14 protein-coding genes are annotated in these 18,427 nt (G+C 66.7%); 12 read left to right on the top strand and 2 right to left on the bottom strand.

The features are described 5' to 3' along the window. The 11 genes from argJ to MSB02_RS03035 all read left to right on the top strand — a co-directional run bounded on the left by argJ (position 1) and on the right by MSB02_RS03035 (position 11,117). The gene (gene argJ / locus MSB02_RS03085) at positions 1–1,227 is read left to right on the top strand and encodes a bifunctional glutamate N-acetyltransferase/amino-acid acetyltransferase ArgJ (RefSeq protein WP_267193742.1); all 1,227 of its coding nucleotides are present in this window, start codon (positions 1–3) and stop codon (positions 1,225–1,227) included. A 14-nt stretch (positions 1,228–1,241) separates the two neighbouring features. Continuing rightward, positions 1,242–2,156, top strand: coding sequence for an acetylglutamate kinase (gene argB / locus MSB02_RS03080; RefSeq protein WP_267193741.1), 915 nt, complete (start codon positions 1,242–1,244; stop codon positions 2,154–2,156). Between the two features lie 2 nt (positions 2,157–2,158). Next, a complete protein-coding gene (locus MSB02_RS03075) occupies positions 2,159–3,361 on the top strand; it encodes an aspartate aminotransferase family protein (protein WP_267193740.1) in 1,203 nt (400 codons plus the stop codon). Beyond that, on the top strand, positions 3,361–4,275 hold the full coding sequence (gene argF, locus MSB02_RS03070) for an ornithine carbamoyltransferase (RefSeq protein ID WP_267193739.1): 915 nt from the start codon (positions 3,361–3,363) through the stop codon (positions 4,273–4,275). The genes MSB02_RS03075 and argF overlap by 1 nt, the downstream gene beginning before the upstream one ends. Positions 4,276–4,293: 18 nt before the next feature. After that, positions 4,294–4,725: an arginine repressor gene (locus tag MSB02_RS03065; protein WP_267193738.1), complete on the top strand. Its 432-nt coding sequence runs from the start codon at positions 4,294–4,296 to the stop codon at positions 4,723–4,725. A gap of 32 nt (positions 4,726–4,757) precedes the next feature. Continuing rightward, positions 4,758–5,990 (top strand): argininosuccinate synthase, encoded by a 1,233-nt coding sequence (locus tag MSB02_RS03060; protein ID WP_407653148.1) that lies wholly within the window; start codon positions 4,758–4,760, stop codon positions 5,988–5,990. A gap of 6 nt (positions 5,991–5,996) precedes the next feature. Continuing rightward, positions 5,997–6,245, top strand: a complete 249-nt coding sequence (locus tag MSB02_RS03055) for a hypothetical protein (RefSeq protein ID WP_267193736.1) — start codon at positions 5,997–5,999, stop codon at positions 6,243–6,245. Beyond that, positions 6,238–7,662 (top strand): argininosuccinate lyase, encoded by a 1,425-nt coding sequence (argH, locus tag MSB02_RS03050; RefSeq protein WP_267193735.1) that lies wholly within the window; start codon positions 6,238–6,240, stop codon positions 7,660–7,662. Before MSB02_RS03055 ends, argH begins: the two co-directional genes overlap by 8 nt. 79 nt (positions 7,663–7,741) lie before the next feature. Beyond that, on the top strand, positions 7,742–9,481 hold the full coding sequence (gene polX / locus MSB02_RS03045; RefSeq protein ID WP_267193734.1) for a DNA polymerase/3'-5' exonuclease PolX: 1,740 nt from the start codon (positions 7,742–7,744) through the stop codon (positions 9,479–9,481). Continuing rightward, positions 9,478–10,167 carry a DNA-3-methyladenine glycosylase gene (locus tag MSB02_RS03040; RefSeq protein ID WP_267193733.1) on the top strand — a complete coding sequence of 230 codons (690 nt, stop codon included), beginning with the start codon at positions 9,478–9,480 and terminating at the stop codon, positions 10,165–10,167. The genes polX and MSB02_RS03040 overlap by 4 nt, the downstream gene beginning before the upstream one ends. Next, entirely contained in the window at positions 10,164–11,117 is a 954-nt protein-coding gene (locus tag MSB02_RS03035) for a Nif3-like dinuclear metal center hexameric protein (protein WP_267193732.1), read from the top strand. The genes MSB02_RS03040 and MSB02_RS03035 overlap by 4 nt, the downstream gene beginning before the upstream one ends. 59 nt (positions 11,118–11,176) lie before the next feature. Here the strand turns inward: MSB02_RS03035 and MSB02_RS03030 are convergent, their stop codons facing one another. Beyond that, positions 11,177–13,411, bottom strand: a complete 2,235-nt coding sequence (locus MSB02_RS03030; protein ID WP_267193731.1) for a transglycosylase domain-containing protein — start codon at positions 13,409–13,411, stop codon at positions 11,177–11,179. A 134-nt stretch (positions 13,412–13,545) separates the two neighbouring features. On the opposite strand from MSB02_RS03030, the gene MSB02_RS03025 reads away from it, so the two are divergent. Next, complete coding sequence (locus MSB02_RS03025) at positions 13,546–15,960, top strand: U32 family peptidase (RefSeq protein WP_267193730.1); 2,415 nt, start codon at positions 13,546–13,548, stop codon at positions 15,958–15,960. Between the two features lie 24 nt (positions 15,961–15,984). Here the strand turns inward: MSB02_RS03025 and MSB02_RS03020 are convergent, their stop codons facing one another. Next, positions 15,985–18,387 (bottom strand): PBP1A family penicillin-binding protein, encoded by a 2,403-nt coding sequence (locus tag MSB02_RS03020; protein WP_267193729.1) that lies wholly within the window; start codon positions 18,385–18,387, stop codon positions 15,985–15,987. Between the last annotated feature and the right edge of the window lie 40 nt (positions 18,388–18,427).

Below are 18,427 nucleotides of genomic sequence, written 5' to 3'. Positions count from 1 at the left end.
GTGGCACAGGTCGAGGAGTTCGTCTTCTCAGATAAGGCAGGCGGCGTGACCGCACCGGCCGGGTTCGTCGCGGCTGGCGTCAGCGCCGGGTTGAAGCGCTCGGGCCGGCGCGACGTGTGCGTGATCGCCGTCGACGCTCCGTGTCCCGCCGCCGGCGTCTACACGCAGAGCGCAACGGCGGCGCCCCCCGTGCTCCTCTCGCGTGCCCATACGGCCGACGGGATGTTGCGCGCGATCGCGGTGAACGCCGGCAACGCCAACGCCTGCACCGGGGATCAGGGCATGGTCCACGCGCGGCGGATGGCGGAAACGACAGCCGGGCTGCTCCGGTGCCTGCCCGGCGAGGTGGCGGTCTGTTCCACCGGGGTGATCGGCGTGCCGCTCCCGATAGACCACGTGGAAGCGGGGATCCGCGAAGCGGTCGCCGAGTTGGGCCCCGGCGGCGGCGAGACTGCGGCGGAAGCCATCATGACCACGGACACGTTTCAGAAGCAGTCGGCTGTCTCAGTGACGGCGGACGGACGGACCTTCACCGTTGGTGGTATCGCCAAGGGAAGCGGGATGATACAGCCGGACATGGCGACGATGCTCGCGTTCCTCACCACCGACGCACCGCTGTCGCCGGACACGTGCGACGTCCTGCTCCGGCATGCCGTCTCGCGCTCGTTCAACCGCATCACGGTCGATTCGGACACGTCCACCAACGACTCGTGCATACTCATGGCCTCAGGCGCCGAGGGAGGTGCGTTGCTCGAGTCGGGCAGTGCCGCCTACGAGGCGGTGAGCGCCGCCATCACGCAGGTCGCCACGGATCTGGCCAAGATGGTGGTTCGCGACGGTGAGGGCGCCACCAAGTTCGTGACCGTGACGGTGCGCGGCGCCGCCGACGAGCGCGATGCGGAGACCGCGGCGTTCGCGATCGCCAACTCGCCGCTCATGAAGTGCGCGCTCTACGGCGAGGACGCGAACTGGGGACGGGTCGCGATGGCCATCGGCAAGTCGGGCGCGCATGTGGATCCGGGAGCCTTCGAGATCGTCTTCGCCGGGATCACCATGTGCCGCAACGGCACCGCCCTCGGTTTCGACGAGGACGAGGCGGCCCGGGCGCTCGCTGAGCCGGAGATCGAGGTGCTGGTGGACCTGCACGTCGGCTCTGGCGAAGCCACCGTGTGGACGTGCGACCTCAGTCACGAGTACGTGCGCATCAACGGGGACTACCGCTCATGATCAAGGAGCAGCCCATGGACATGCATGACAAGGCCGCGATCCTCATGGAGTCGCTTCCGTGGATCAAGCGCGCATGGGGCCGCACGGTCGTCATCAAGTACGGCGGCGCCGCGATGACGGACGAGACGCTGCGGCACAGCGTGGCCGCCGACATCGTGCTCATGAAGCTGGTGGGGATCAACCCAGTGATCGTGCACGGCGGGGGACCAGAGATAACCGCGTACATGGACAGGCTGGGTATGCCGGTCGAGTTCGTCGACGGCTTGCGGGTCACCTCGCCGGAGGCGATGGAGATCGTGAAGATGGTGCTCGTCGGCAAGGTGAACGGCGACCTCGTCTCGGCGATCAACGCGCACGGTCGCCTGGCGGTGGGGATCGCGGGTGACGACGCCAACCTCATCCGCGCCACGCGCAAGGACGAGCGGCTCGGTCGCGTCGGTGATGTCACTTCCATCGACACCACCGTGGTCACCGACCTCATCGAAGACGGGTTCATCCCGGTCATCGCTTCGGTGGGAGCGGGAGACGATGGCGGCTCCTTCAACATCAACGCGGATCTTGTCGCCGGCGAGATGGCCGCCGCGCTCGGCGCCGAGAAGGTGATCTTCCTCACCGACGTGGACGGCCTCTACGCGGATTTCGCCGACAAAGGCTCGCTGATCAGCGCCCTGTCGTTCGATGAGGCGGAAGGCATGTTAGACGGAGGCACGCTCGCCGCCGGGATGATCCCGAAGGTCGGTGCGTGCGTGCATGCCCTGCGTCAGGGCGTCGAGCGCGCGCATATCCTCAACGGCACCATCCCGCACGCCTTGTTGCTCGAGGTGTACACGGATGAGGGCGTGGGGACGATGATCACGGCCGAGACGTCGAGCCTCGGCCTCGAAGACGACGCCACTTACGCAGCGTATGAGGGCGAGGTGACACTGTGACGATGGGTGCACGTTACGAGCGGCTCGCGGCGCTTGATGCCGCGTTCCATCTGCCCACCTACGCCCGGCAGCCCGTACTCTTCGAGCGGGGCGAGGGCATGCGCTTGTATGACGACCAGGGCCGGGAGTACCTCGACTTCGTGTCCGGCATCGGCGCGGTCAACCTCGGGCATGCGCATCCGGCGGTCGCGGATGCGGTCGCGGATCAGATGCGCAGGCTCGTCCACGTCTCCAACCTCTACCATGTCGAGCATCGGGCCGCGTTGGCCGAGCGGCTGTCCGGGCTGGCCGGGGGCGGATGGAAGACGCTCTTCTGCAACTCAGGCACCGAGGCCGCGGAGGGCGCGATCAAGCTGGCCCGCCGATGGGGGAAGGCGAAGCGCGGCGAGTCGTGCTTCCATGTCGTGACGGCGGAGCGCAGCTTCCACGGACGCACGATGGCGGCGCTCTCGGCCACGGGCCAGCCCTCGAAGCAGGAGGCGTTCGCTCCGCTGCTTCCCGGGTTCACGCATGTGCCGTTGAACGATCTGGCCGCGCTCGAGGGGGCGATCACCCCTGGCACGTGCGCCGTGCTCCTGGAGCCCGTACAGGGCGAGGGGGGCGTCCATCCGTGCGATGAGAAGTATCTGCACGCGGTCCGGGCGCTGTGTGACGAGCGTGACGTCCTCCTCATCTTCGACGAGGTGCAGTCGGGCTGCTACCGCACCGGCTCGCCGTTCGCCTGGCAGGGATACGGTGTCCGGCCCGACGTCATGATGCTCGCGAAGTCGCTGGCCAACGGTCTCCCCATCGGCGCGGTGCTCGCCTCCGGGGAGGCGGCCGGGGCGTTCGCACCGGGCGACCACGGGTCCACGTTCGGCGGCGGCCCGGTGATCTGTGCCGCTGCCCTGGCGACCCTGGACGCGCTGGAGGGTGAGCACCTCGGCATCAACGCGGAACGGACGGGCTCGTACATGCGCGACGCGCTCGAAGAACTCGGACGGCGTACCGGGGCGTTGCGCGAGGTGCGGGGCCGGGGCTTGATGCTCGCGGCCGAGCTGGTGGAGCCCAACGCTAAGGCAGTGGCGTCGGCGTGTCTTGAGAGAGGGATCGTGCTGAACGCCATCGGCGAGAATATTCTGCGTCTGCTCCCACCTCTTGTATGCAGGAAGGACGAAACTGATACACTGCTGAATACACTTGAAATCGTCCTGGAGGCAGTATGATGCAGAGTCTCAAGGGTCGTGACCTACTCACGCTCGCCGACCTCACGCCAGACGAGGTCGCGCACGTCCTGGATGTCGCCGACCAGGGTCCTGACGAGTGGCCGAGGTTCGATGGTGCGATGGCGGGACTCATCTTCATGAAGCCGTCGCTCCGCACGCGGGTGAGCTTCGAGACCGGCTGCGTCCAGCTGGGCGTCCATCCCGTGGTCATGGGACCCTACGACGCGTTCTCCCGCGAGGAGACCGTGCATGACACGGTCAAGGTGCTCGAACGCTACGTGGACCTGATCGTCCTGCGCACCTTCGCGCAGAGCCACATCGAAGAGGTGGCCGAGCACGCGTCCGTTCCCGTGATCAACGCGCTCACCGATGACCACCACCCGTGCCAGGGGCTGGCCGACCTGCTCACGATCCGCCAGCACAAGGGGGCGTTCTCCGGTCTGCGGCTGGCGTATGTGGGCGACGGGAACAACATGGCGCACACGTACCTGGTGGCCGGCGCGCTCACGGGTATGGACGTGGCAATCGCCACCCCTCCCGGATACGAGGCCGACGGAGCGATCGTGGAGCAGGCGAGGTCCCTCGCGGGGCGCTACGGTACCGGCGGGCGCATCGCGGTAGGTCATGACCCCCGCGCAGCGGTTGAAGGAGCGGACGTCGTCGTCACCGACACGTGGGCGTCGATGGGGCAGGAGGCCGAGCATGAGCGCAGGCTGCGTGATTTCGCCGGTTTCACCGTCGACGATGATCTCATGGCGCAGGCCGATGACGAGGCCGTGTTCATGCACTGCCTGCCTGCCCATCGCGGCGAAGAGGTGAGTGCGCCGGTCATCGACTCGCCACGCTCCATCGTGTTCGACGAAGCGGAGAACCGCCTGCACGCGCAGCGTGCGTGGATGTCGTTGGTCCTCTAGAGACGGAAAGGGGTCGCCATGCGGAAGCGCACTCAGCGACAGGATGCGATCAGGACCATAGTGCGGAGAGAGCGCATCAGGACCCAGCGTGATCTCGTGGAGCACCTGAAGCAGGCGGGGTTCAGCTGTACGCAGGCGACCGTCTCCCGTGACATCGCGGACATGGGGCTCCGCAAGCTCCCCGAGGGCGTGTATGTGCTGGCGGAGGATATCCACCTTCAGCGCATGATCGCCGAGTTGGTCGAGGACGTCGTGCGGTCGCAGCAGCTCGTGCTGGTCAAGACGACCGCGGGCGGCGGTCAGGGTGTCGCAGCCGCGCTCGACGCGGCGTCGATCGACAAGATCCTCGGCAGCATCGCAGGTGATGACACGATACTGATCGTCACAGCGGACGAGACCGCCGCGCAGGCGATCGTCAAGGGACTCGACAAGTTCCGCGGCCGCAACTGACGGTCACGGATGACGCTGCATACGGAAGGGCGATAAGCGTGGGCAAAGACAAGTGTGTCCTGGCGTACTCGGGAGGGCTCGATACCTCCGTAGCCATCAAGTGGATCCAGGAGAACCACGACATGGACGTGATCGCGCTTGCGATCGACGTGGGTCAGGAGCGCCAGGATCTGGAGTTCGTGCGCCAGAAGGCGCTTACGATCGGCGCAGTCGAGTCGATCGTGAAGGACGTGCGCGAGGAGTACGTCGAGGAGTACCTGTCCCGCGCACTGCAGGCCAACGCCCTCTACGAGAACAAGTACCCGCTGCTCTCGGCGATGAGCCGCCCCATCATCGTGAAGCATTTGGTCGAGGAGGCGCACCGCCACGACGCGCGGTACATCGGGCATGGCTGCACGGGCAAGGGCAACGACCAGGTGCGCTTCGAGGTGGGGATTTCAGCGCTCGACCCCGACCTCGGCATCATCGCCCCGGTCCGAGAGTGGGATCTGCGCACGCGTGAGGAGGAGATGGACTGGGCCGCCGAGCGGGGGATCCCGGTTCCCACCACCAAGAAGAGCCCGTACTCGATCGACGACAACCTGTGGGGCCGCGCCATCGAGTGCGGCGCTCTGGAGGATCCGTGGGTGGAGCCGCCGGCGGACATCTACACGCTCACGGCCGACTCCCGCGGGAACACCTGCGACGAGCCGGAATACGCCGAGATCAGCTTCAAGAAGGGCATCCCGGTCGCGCTCAACGGCGAGCTGATGAGCTTCCACGAGATCATCAACGCGATGAACGAGCTTGCGGGCAGGCACGGCTTCGGCCGTATCGACATGATCGAGAACCGCCTGATCGGCGTGAAGAGTCGCGAGGTCTACGAGGTCCCGGGCGCACTCACGCTGATCACCGCGCACAAGGCGCTCGAGGACCTGTGCCTGGAGCGCGAGGTGCTGCACTACAAGCTCGGCGTGGAGCAGAAGTGGGCCGAGCTCGTGTACAACGGCATGTGGTTCTCGCCACTCAAGGAGGCGCTCGATGGCTTCATCGAGACGACCCAGCAGCTGGTGACCGGTGATGTCCGGCTGCGCTTCTACAAGGGCAGCTGCGTCACGGTCGGCCGTCGCAGCCCGTACTCCCTGTACGACTACGACCTTGCCACCTACGACGCCTCGGACAGCTTCGATCACGCGGCCGCGAAGGGCTTCATCGACCTGCACGGACTGCCAGTCAAGGTGTGGGCCCGTCAGCGCAGAAAGATGGGCAAGGAAGGCGAGGTGTAGGCAGCTGTGTTCGGAATGCCAGGCGGAGCCGAGTGGCTGATCATCATCGGCGTCATCGTGCTGCTGTTCGTACCCGGACTCGCCGCCTTCGGCCTCGGTTATCTGGTGGGCCAGAAGAGCGGCCGTGCATCAGAGCCTGCAGAGCCGATGTCATCTGAGTCCGGTTCTGCACTGGAAGCGCCGAACGATGCGCCCGCAGAGGTGTCCACCGACGCGCCGACCGCGGCGAGCGAGCCTGGTGACGACGATGAGTGACGCCCGGACCCCGTGGAGCGGCCGCTTCGAGCACACTCCGGGCGAGTTTCAGCAGGCGTTCGGAGCGTCGCTCCCGGTGGACAAGCGTCTGTACGCCGAGGACATCGCAGGCTCTATCGCGCACGCGCGCATGCTGGCCGACCGCGGCATCATCTCCGGGGCCGACGCCACCTCGATCGAGGAAGGGCTCCTCGGGATACTCAAGGATATCGAGTGCGGCGCGTTCACCTTCAGTATCGCCGACGAGGACGTGCACATGGCGATCGAGGCCGAGCTCACACGGCGCATCGGTGACGCCGGAAAGCGCTTGCACACGGGGCGCTCGCGCAACGACCAGGTGGCGACAGCCACGCGGCTTGCGGCACGCCGTTCTTCACTCGAGCTCGCCGGGCGCGTGAACGCTCTCCGGGAGACGCTGCTGCATCTCGCCGAGTCGAACCGGGATGTCGTGATGCCCGGCTATACACACCTGCAGAAGGCGCAGCCGGTGCTGTTCGCTCACCATATGCTCGCGTACTCATGGATGCTCGCTCGCGACCTGGACCGTCTCAAAGGGGCATACGCGTCCTCCGACGTCATGCCGCTCGGCAGCGCGGCGCTGGCCGGCACCACCTTCCCGCTCGACCGGGAGGCGGTGGCCGCAGAACTGGGCTTCGGGTCGATCTCCCCCAACTCGCTCGATGCGGTCTCAGATCGCGACTTCCTCGCCGATCTCGTCTATGCATGCACGCTGGGCATGGTGCATCTATCGCGTCTGGCCGAGGAACTGATCCTGTGGTCGTCCGAGGAGTTCGGATTCATCACGCTGGATGACAGCTGGTCCACCGGCTCGAGCATCATGCCTCAGAAGAAGAATCCCGATTTCGCCGAGCTCGTGCGCGGGAAGACAGGTCGTGTGCTCGGAGACCTCACCGCGTTGCTGGTCACCCTCAAAGGACTTCCCTTGGCCTACAACAAGGACATGCAGGAGGACAAGGAGCCGACGTTCGATGCGGTGGACACGTACGGCGCCGCGCTGCACGCCATGACGGGCATGCTCGCCACGATGCGCGTGAACGCGGAACGTATGCGTTCGGGGGCGCGGGGCGGCTTCATGGCGGCGACCGACCTGGCCGACCACCTGGCCGAGCGCGGCGTGCCGTTCAGAGAGGCGCACGAGATCGTCGGTAAGCTCGTCCTCATGTGCGAGCGTGAGGGACGGACGCTGCAGGACCTCACCGTGGAGGAACTCCGGGCCGCGTCACCCGTCTTCGACCAGAAGGCGCTCGACGCCGTGGACATCGATGCCGTCGTCGCACGAAGGACGACTCCGGGCGGGACGGCTCCCGAGCGTGTGGCCGAGCAGATGACGGCTGCGCGCGAGGCGCTTGAGCGGGATGACGCGTGGATCGAGCAGTGCGGCTCCCCGGAGGAGTGAGCCCCGGCCCGTGGGGCGGCGCCAGCGGCGCCGGGCCTCAGGTATCATCCTGGGGGAGCACCCGGCCGGATGGAGCACCATGCCCGCGTATGACAACGCCGCTGTCGCGACCGCTCTCGACGACTTCGGCGACCTGCTGGAGATCGCTGGGGAGGACCGCTATCGATTCCTCTCCTACCACAAAGCCGCCCATGCCGTACGCGCCTGGGATGAGGACATCATGTCCACCGCGCTCGCAGACCGCCTGACCGAGATCCCCGGGATCGGCGCCAAGATCGCGAGCGTCATCTCGTCCCTCCTGGAGAAGGGAACGTTCCCGGAGTACGAGGAGGTCGTCGCTCGCGTGCCGGCCTCCGTGGTCGAGCTGATGCGGATCCAGGGAGTCGGCCCCAAGAAGGCCAAGGCGCTGTATGACGATCTCGGAATCGTCTCTGTGGACGACCTCGAGGAGGCGCTCGATGAGGGCCGCCTGGAAGGGCTCTCCGGTTTCGGCGCCAAGACGATCGACAACATCGCCGAGGGGGTGCGCCGGTACCGGGAGCTGAGCGAACGGATCCTCCTGGCGGACGCCCTGCCGCTTGCCTCCAAGCTCGTCGAGGAGCTGAAGGCTCTGCGGGGCGTAGAGCAGGCCGAGTACGCCGGCAGCATCCGCCGGATGAAGGAGACCGTAGGAGACGTGGACGTGCTCGTCGCCGCTCGTGATGGCGCTGCCGTGATGGAGGCCGTGCGTGATCTGCCGGTGGTGACCGAGGTCTTCGCGAGCGGGGAGACGAAGACGAGCGTGATGACGACGTCGGGCCGCCAGGCCGACGTGCGGGTGGTGGACCCCGGGTGCTGGGGCGCAGCGCTCCAGTACTTCACCGGTTCGGCCGAACACAACGTGCATCTTCGCGAGATAGCGAAGTCGCGCGGACTCAAGATCAATGAGTACGGCGTGTTCCGCATCGAGGATGATCAGCGGCTCGAGTGCGCCACGGAAGCGGACGTGTACGCGGCGCTCGGCATGCCCGTGATGCCTCCGGAGGTCCGTGAGGACGCAGGTGAGATCGAGCTCGCCCTCGATGGCCGGGTGCCGGATCTGATCACACGGGAGGATATCCGTGGCGACCTCCACTCCCATACGGTGGCTACCGATGGACGGTCGACCCTGGAAGAGAACCGGCAGCGGGCCGCGACCCTCGGCTACGAGTACCTCGGGTGTAGCGACCACGCGTACGAGCTCCGGATGGTGGGTGGTCTGGACCTGGCCGACCTGGAGCGGCAGTGGGAACGGATCGACGAGCTTAACGCGCTCGACGATGGGGGGCCGGTGCTGCTCAAGGGCATCGAGCTGAACATCGACGACGACGGCGGCGTGGACTACCCCGATGACGTCCTCGCACGCTTCGACTACTGCATCGCATCGCTTCATCACGGCTTCAGGCAATCGCGTGAACAGGCGACACACCGTCTGATCGCTGCGATGGACAACCCCTTTGTGGATATCATCGGGCATCCCACCGGCCGTCTACTGGGTCGGCGGGATCCGTTCGATCTCGACATGGAGGCGGTCATCGAGAAGGCGGCGGAGACCGGCACGGCGCTGGAGTTGAACGCCCATCCCGAACGCCTCGATCTCAACGACGTCCACTTGCGCATGGCACGCAAGGCGGGTGTGAGGGTGGTCATCGACACGGACGCTCATGAAGCGACGCAGTTCAGCCACATGCGGTGGGGAGTGGCGACCGCAAGGAGGGGCTGGGTGTCGCCGTCGATGGTGTTGAACACGCTGCCGCTCGACGATCTGCTGGCGTCTCTCCGGCGGAACCGGCAGCGATGAGCCGTCATCCCGTTGCGGGATCCGATGCTTGCGCTCCCACGGCGTCTGTCGAGGGCCTCGTCCCGCTCGACGCGTCGTTCTTCGAGCGCGAGACCTCCCTGGTGGCGCGCGACCTTCTGGGCAAGATCCTGGTGACCACGGTAGGTGATACCGTTTGCGGCGGGCGCATCGTCGAGACAGAGGCGTATCTCGGCGCGGACGACCCGGGCTCACATGCTGCAACGAGGGGTGTGACCGCGCGCAACAGGGTGATGTACGGACCGCCCGCTCACGCGTATGTGTACTTCACGTACGGCGTTCATCACATGCTCAACCTGGTCACAGAGCCTGTGGGCGTCGCCGGGGCGGTGCTCGTGCGGGCCGTCGAACCTCTCTGGGGTGCGGATACAATGGAGCGTCGGCGGGGAATGAGCGGGATCGCGGTGTCGAACGGTCCCGCCAAGGTGGCCGAGGCGTTCGGCGTCGACCTCCGCCTGAACGACGAGCGGCTCGGCGGTGCGATCGCGGTCTACGATGCGGCGCACGTGCCGGACAAGGCGGTCTCCACCAGCGGGCGGGTGGGGTTGAGCGCGGGGCACGATCTTGAGTTGCGCTTCTATGTCACTGAGAGCGCGTATGTTTCCAGGGGACGGACAGGGCCGCGCCCGACAAGGCGCAGCACACACGATGACAGGGGGACCGGATGAGACTGGGCGAGATCTACCGCACGGCTGTCGAGGCGGGCATCGAGGCCGATGCGCGTTCGCAGGAGGAGATCCAAGCCGTCCTGGAGGCGGCCAAGAAGGAGCGTGAGGCGCTCAGCCCGGATGAGCAGGAGTTCTTCGACCAGGAGCGACTGTCCAATCCGTACGACGATACACGGATCTGCGCCGGTGCCCCCGACCTCGAGGTCCGGGGGCTGATCACCGGGATCGACATGCAGGTAGGCGAGATCCTGCTTGCAGACCGCTTGCGCGAGAAGGGCCAGACCATCGATCTCGTGTTCGCGCACCACCCTGAAGGTCCCGGTTACGCCAACCTGCACCGTGTCATGTACATGCAGGCCGACCTGTGGGCGGCCCGGGGAGTCGGGATCGGCGTCGCCGACGGGCTCATAGCATCACGTGCCGAAGAGGTTCGCAGGCGGATCATGCCGGCGAATCACTATCAGGCGGTGGACGCCGCCCGTCACCTTGGGTTCGCCTCGATGTCGTGTCACACACCCGCTGACAACAACGTCAACCGCTTCGTACAGGAGCTCGTGGACGGCGAGGCGCCGCGCACGCTCGATGACCTGATCAAGCTCCTGCGTTCGGTGCCCGAGTATGCCGACGCGGCGAAGAAGGGGTATGGGCCCATCATCATACAGGGCTCCGGATCCAGGCGAGTCGGTACGTGCGCCGTGGACATGACCGGAGGGACCGAGGGGCCCAAAGACGCCCTCGACAAGCTGCTGGCGGCGGGCGTGGACACGCTCATCGGCATGCACTACTCGGAGGAGCATCGTAAGCACGCTGAGAAGATCGGGCTTGCGCTCGTGATCGCCGGGCACATCAGCTCTGACGCTCTCGGTATGAACCTCGTCCTCGATCGCATCGAGTCCCGGGGCGTTGACGTGGTCTGCACATCGGGGATGGTGCGCGTCAGGCGTTCCTGAAGCCCCGCTCCATCGGGAAGACACAACACCCCGGCCCGCGCGGGCCGGGGTGTTGTCTGTCACGGTTTCGGTGTGGGAGTCGACGTCGGCTCAGGCTCCGGTTCGGGCTCAGGCTCCGGCTCAGGCTCCGGCTCGGGAGGCGGCGCCTTGCTCGGATCAGGGCCCTTTGAGATGACGATCGTCACGGTCGTCTCTTCCGGAATCACCTTCGAGCCGGCAGCCGGTGTCTGTGACACCACGAGCCCCTTGGCAATCGTCTCGTTGAACGCGCTTGTGATCGTGTAGTCCTCGAACTCCGCGTCCTCCAGGGCCTTGATAGCGGCCTCCTGGGTCAGACCGATGAGCGTCGGGACGGCCTTCTCGGGAATCTCCCACTCCTTCTTCCACGTGTACTTGGGCGGTGGTGCGGGGTTGAAGTCCATCACCGGTTCGTCGGCAAGCGCTCTGGACATGAAGTCCTTCCAGATCGGTGCGGCGTATGTCCCGCCGAAGACCCGTCTCCCGTGGACGTTGAGCATCGGTCGTTCCGGCGTGTACCCCATCCAGACCGCACAGGACAGTTGTGGGGTATAGCCCACGAACCAGGCGTCGCGATAGTCCTGGGTGGTCCCGGTCTTGCCTGCTGCGGGGCGGCCGAAATTCGCCCGGGTGGCGGTTCCGCCGGTGATCACGCCCTTGAGCACCTGTGTGGCCGCGTACGCGATCGAGTGGCTGACGACCTGCTCGCCCTGCGGCTCGGCTTCGAAGATGGTCTCGCCTTGGGGGCCGACGATGCGCGTGACAGCAGTATGCGGGTAGTGTCGCCCGTCCGCGGCAAGGGTGCCGAAGGCCGATGCCATCTCGAGCGGCGTGACCTCCTGGCTTCCCAGGGTCAGCGAAAGGAAGGGCTCAAGGTCGCTCTCGATCCCCATGCGATGTGCGGTCTCCACGACCTTCTCGGCGCCCATCTCAGCGATCAGCCGTGCGAACGCGGTGTTGACCGATCCCACCGTCGCCTGGCGCAGGGTGATGTAGCCGCGACCGCCGCCACCCGCGTTGCTCACGCGCCAGGTGCTCCCTCCCGTGGGGATGAGCGCCGGTGACGAAGAATCCACACGCCGACGATCGGGATTCATGCCCTCCTCGAGCGCGGTGACGAGCGTGAAGACCTTGAACGACGAACCCGGCTGGCGGCGGGCCTGCGTGGCGAAGTTGAACTTGTTCGTGTCCCAGTCGCGCCCACCCACCATGGCTTTGATGTAGCCGGTCCGGGGGTCGATAGCCACGAGGGCACAGTCGGGGTCGTCCGCCCGGTCGAGAGTGCCGTTGACGGCCTCCTCGGCATACGTCTGCAGACGGGTGTCGAGGGTGGTGTAGACGGTGAGCCCGCCCTTGAAGACGAGGTCGGTGCCGTACTGGTTCTGCAACACCTTCTTCACATGGGCCACGAAGTACTGGGCGGCGTACACGCCCTGCGTGTCGAGTGTGGGCGACTTCTCGAGCGCGAGCTCCTCGACCTTCGCTGCCTCGTACTCCTCGTCGGTGATGTAGCCGAGTTCGTGCATCTTCGAGAGCACCCACTGCCGGCGGGCCACGGCGCCCTCAGGATTGTCGTACGGGCTGAGGTGGATCGGCGACTGCGGGAGCCCCGCGATGAGTGCCGCCTCGGCCACGGTCAGCTCGTTCGCGTGCTTGTTGAAGTAGGTGAGGGCGGCGGATTCGGCTCCGTACGCGCCCTCGCCGTAGTACACGGTGTTGATGTACATCGCAAGGATCTCGTCCTTGTCGTACCGGCGCTCTAGCTCGAGCGCAAGCCATGCCTCGCGCGCCTTGCGCCGGTAGCTGATGTCGTAGCGCTCTTCGGCGAGGATCGTGTTGCGGATGTACTGCTGCGTGATCGTCGAAGCGCCTTCTCGGCGGTCCGATGTGAGGTTCGTGACGAACGCTCTCACGATGCCCTGGTAGTCGACGCCCTCGTGTTCGTAGAAGCGCTCGTCCTCAACGGCAACCACAGCGTGGAGGAGGTGCGGCGAGATCTGGTCGAGCCCCACCACCTGTCTGTTCTCCAGGAACAGGTTGGCCAGGAGCACGCCGTCGGCCGAGTAGATCTGGGTGGCCTGTGCCACCTCGAAGGCGCTGGCGTCATCGATGTCCGGAAGATCTGCAAGCCACGTATCTGCGAGGTTGAGACCGAACGCCCCGGCGGCACCCACGATGAGCACTCCGCCCAGCATGGTGACCACCAGCACGCCGGCGATGATCGGCAGGATCACGTGGCTCTTCTTCTGGCGTCGTGTCCGTGTGCGTCTCGACACGGGGCTCCCTCCGCGCGTACCGTCTATGATGGTCGGGGCACGCATCGGTCCGGTGTGCGCCGATGCTGAAGCCATAGTATATACCGTCCGTATAGACGCCCGTAGGGCGCATACCGTTCCCTGAAAGAGAAGCGTTGCCTGACACACGAACGTCAGAAGTGGAGCTGCTCGCTCCCGCGGGAGGTCCGGACGCGCTCGTTGCGGCGGTCAACAACGGCGCCGACGCGGTCTACCTCGGCCTTGGCTCGTTCAACGCGCGTCGAGGCGCGGACAACTTCGAGATCGAGACCCTTGCCGGGTGGGTCCGGTTCGCCCACCTCCGGGGAACGCGCGTCTATCTCACGGCGAACATCGTGGTGCTCCCCTCCGAGGTGTCCGACGCGCTCGACCTCATCGACACCGCATGGGCGGCGGGTGTGGATGCCGTCATCGTCCAGGACATCGGCATGCTGTCGGTGCTGAGGCGGTCGCTACCCCACGTCCGAGTCCACGCGTCAACGCAGATCGACGCGATGAACGCCGAGACCGTGTCCCTGCTTGCGGCAGAAGGCGTGCAGCGAGTGACGCTCGCCCGGGAGCTCCCGCCACGCGCCATCGCGGCATGCGCGAGTGCCGGCGTCGAGGTGGAGACCTTCGTGCACGGGGCTCTGTGCTACTCGTATTCCGGGCAGTGCCTGATGTCGTCCCTCATCGGCCAGCGTTCGGCCAACCGGGGTCTGTGCGCCCAGCCGTGCCGGATGCGTTACGAGCTGCTGGATGCCGACGGTGCGGCCGTGGAGGTCCCAGGCCACTATCTGCTGTCCACCAGGGACCTGGCCGGCATAGCGCAGCTGCCGCAGCTGATCAAGGCGGGCGTGGCGGCTCTCAAGATCGAAGGTCGCATGAAGTCTCCCGAGTACGTGGCGATCGTGACCTCCGTGTACCGTGCGGCGCTCGATCGCGCGCTCGAGGATCCCGACCGGTACGACGTTCTCCCGTCTGAGTGGGAGCGCCTCGAGGAGGCGTTTAACCGCGGGTTCACGGACGCCTACCTCACCGGCGAGCGTGGCCCGGAGCTCATGAGCTACACGCGGCCCAACAACCGGGGGGTGCTCGTCGGTCGTGTGGCCGCCAGTGACCGCGGCCGTGCCGAGGTCGCACTCGAGCGGGCGCTCGATCCCTCTGACACCCTCGAGTTCTGGACCCGGGCTGGTCGGTTCGCGCAGACGGCCGGAGCACTGTCGATCGGGGGTTCGAGGGCGTCGTCGGCACCGGCTGGATCGACGGTATCCCTGGACGTCGAGCGACAGGTGCTACCCGGAGACAGGGTGTTCCGGGTTGCCAATGCAGCGCTTCTCGACGCGGCCCGCCGAACGTACGGCCAGGGAGCCACGACCGATCGGAACGCGGTTCCCGTGGATATCCGCGTGAAGGCGCGGATAGGGGAGCCTCTCTCGGTCACCGTGTCGGCCGCTGGACACACCGCGCACGCGGAAGGGGAGGCGGTCGAACCGGCGCGCACGAAGCCGATCGGTGTCGATGAGATCGTGGAGCACGTGGGCAGGCTGGGCGGTTCGGGATACCGTGCCGGGCGCTGGGAGATCGATCTCGAGGCCGGTGCGGGGATGGGGTACTCCAGGCTTCACGCGGTGAGGCGTGAGGCCCTCGGCAAGCTCGATGAGGCGCGTCTCGGGCCGTGGGCCCATCGTTCGCGTAGCCACCCCGTTCCACCGCCCCTCCCGGGCGCGCGCAGACGCGGTGCGGGCACCAGCGTCCCGCTCGTGGTTGCCACGGCATGGGACGCGGCCACCGCCGCCGCATGTGTCGACGCGGGCGCGGACAGAGTGTGGCTGCGCGTCCACGCCGGGCAGACGCCGGACGATCTTCCTGCGCGGGTCCGCCCGCTGCTTCCGCGCGTGGTGTGGCCGGATGAGATGCCGTGGGCCCAAGGTATGGCCGCCGGCGGGCCGTTCCTCACCGGCAATCTGGGGCTCCTCGGCACACACGGGCCCTCTGCGCCCGTCGAGGCCGACTGGCCGCTCAACACGGTGAACGCGTACTCGGTGGAGGTTCTGGGTCGTCTTGGGGCGAGCCTGGTGTGGGCGTCTCCAGAGCTCAGCGGGCGTCAGCTTGCCGAGGTGGTAGCATCCTCGACCGTGCCCGCCGGTCTACTCGTGTGGGGACGCATCGAGTTGATGGTGGCCGAGCAGTGCGTGCTGATGGCCGCGGGGTCATGCGGCCGGAAATGCGGCACGTGCGCGCGACGCGCTGGATGGTGGCGTCTCCGCGACCAGAAGGGGTATGAGTTCCCGGTGACCACAGACCCGTCCGGCAGGTCGCACGTCCTGAACTCCGTGACCCTCGACCTGTCCCGGGCGCTGGATGAGGTCGTCGCGGCGGGTGTCGCCGCCGTCCGTCTGGACTTCAGCGACGAAGGCGCACAGCGCGCCGCGGAGGTGGTGCGGACGTTCACGTCGGCCGTGGCGTCCGTGGTGTCCGGGGCCGCCGCGCCCGGTGAGGCTCTCATCACGCCGGCCACGAGCGGGCACTTCTACCGCGGTCTCCGTTAGCCTACGGCGCCGGAAGCAGCTTCGCTACGGCTTGACCTCGATCTCCACGGGCAGACTCGATACGAGGCCGGTGTCATCGGTCACCCAGAGCGTGACGGTGTACGTGCCCACGCTCTCGAACGTGTAGGCCGCCGTCTCGCCCTCGGCGTTCGCATCCGGGCCGGGTCCGAACTCCCAGTACCACTTCACGATCTCGCCGTCGGGGTCGCTGGATCCGGTGCCGTCGAACTCGACGGGTTCGCCGACGCGCGCCTCTTCGGGCAGGTATGTGAAGGACGCCACCGGTGGTTCGGTCTTGGGCGGTCCCGAGGACACGATGACGCCGATGATCGATCCCGGCGGCACCTGCTCGCCATATCTGGGTGACTGGTCTGCGACCATGCCCGCCGGTACGCCCGCGACCGGCTGCTCCTCCACCTGGGCGATGAGCCCCAGCTCGGTGAGGGTCGCCAGCGCATCGACCTTCTGGGTCCCGATGAGGTTGGGAACGTCCACCACCTCCGGTTCGGCGTGGAGTTCGCACTCGGCGGGGAGCGACTCGGCGAGGAAGATCGCCGACCCGGTCTCCGGGCAGTGCTCGGCTGCCAACATGCCCGTCTCGAGGCAGATGGTCGCCGAGGTGACGCCTCGGGGCCGTGCGAAGTCCATGGCCTCCACGTCCGCGAGCGCCGTCTTCATGAAGCCGGCCCAAATCTGCGCGGGGAAGGATCCGCCGGTGACCTTCCTCCCGTGGACGTTCGTCATCTCTATCTGTCCTTCGGTGTACCCGATCCACACGGCCGTGGAAAGCTGTGGGGTGTATCCCACGAACCAGGCGTCGCGGTACTCCTGCGTGGTGCCGGTCTTGCCCGCCGCGGGGCGACCGATCTTCGCGGCCGTGCCGGTCCCGCGCGAGATGACGCCCTTGAGCAGGTCCGTCGTCACGTACGCCACGGCTGGCGAGATGACCTCTGTCCCGGTGGTCGGGGCCTCGAAGAGCACCTCGCCATCGATCGATGTGACGCGGGTGATTCCGTGTGCGGGAACGTGGACGCCGGCGTTGGCAAGCGTGCCGTACGCCGAGGCCATCTCGAGCGGGGTCACTTCCTGCGCGCCGAGCGCGATCGATGGTACGGCCTTGATCGGCGTTTCGATGCCCATGCTCTTAGCCGTCTCGGCGACATCATCGGCGCCTACGGCCAGGATGAGTTGCGCATAGACGGAGTTGATGGACTTCTCGGTGGCGACGCGGAGACGCATGGGCCCGCCGCCCGAGTAGCCGGAGACCTTCCATGTCTGCCCACCCGGAATCGCAAACGAGCCCGCCGAACTCTCGTATGTCTGCTCGGGAGAGATGCCCTCCTGGAGCGCCGTGACCAGCACGAACGGCTTGAACGACGAGCCTGGCTGACGTTTACCCTGCACCGCCACGTTGAACTGCTGAGTGTCGAAGTCCTTGCCGCCCACGAGCGCCACGACCTCACCGGTGCGCGGGTCCAGCGACACGAGCGCCGCCGACGGATCGTCCGGCTGGTCCAGCACAGACGCGATGGCCTCCTCGGCGGCGGCCTGAGCGGCCGGGTCGAGGGTCGTCTCCACGCGCAGTCCGCCCTTGTACACGGCGTCAGGTCCGTGCTCATCGATCAGGGTCTGCTTGACCCATTCCACGAAGTACGGGGCGATGGTGGCCGTGGGGGCAGGGGCCGCCAGGGTGAACGGCTCGGCTACAGCCGCGTCATGGGTCGCCTGATCGAGATAGCCGAGGGAGAGCATCTGCCCGAGAACCGTGTCGCGGCGCGCCTTGGCCGCCTCCGGGTCGATACGCGGGGAGTACCCGCCCGGCGACCTGAGAAGCCCCCCGATCATCGCGCACTCGGCTGTCGTCAGGTCGCTCACGTCCTTACCGAAGTACGTGACCGCCGCAGCCTGGACCCCGTACGCGCCATGGCCGAAGTAGATCGTGTTGAGGTACTTCTCGAGTATCTCGTCCTTCGTGAACTGAGATTCGAGCTGGTACGCGAGGATCGCTTCCTTGACCTTCCGCGCGAGCGTGTCCTCGCGTTCGATAAGCGTGTTGACCACGTACTGCTGAGTGATCGTGGAGCCGCCGTGGTGCTTGCCTTGTGTGACATTCACCCACAGGGCGCGCGCGATGCCCCAGGGGTCCACGCCCTCGTGTTCGTAGAATCGCTGGTCTTCGGTCGATATGACCGCCTGGCGGAGCTGCACCGGTATGCTCGCGAGCGGAACGTACGTGCGGTTCTGCTCCGCGTGCAGTTCCACGAGCACGTCGCCGTTGCGATCGTAGATCACACTGGTCTCCGCCAGCGGCTCAGTGGTGCCCGAAAGGTCTGGAAGATCCTCGGTGAGGCGTTCGTATGCGATACAACCCGCGATGCCCCCCGCCAGCAGCACCACCAGGAAGATCAGGAGGCCGGTGCGCCACACGACACGCCATATCCGGCGGCCCTTGGACAGTGGCTTCCGG

It is taken from the genome of Anaerosoma tenue (assembly GCF_023161965.1).
In the GTDB taxonomy this organism is placed as follows: Bacteria; Actinomycetota; Coriobacteriia; order Anaerosomatales; family Anaerosomataceae; genus Anaerosoma; species Anaerosoma tenue.
The sequence above is the reverse complement of the archived record's forward strand: the minus strand, read 5'-3'. Positions and strand labels throughout refer to the sequence as shown.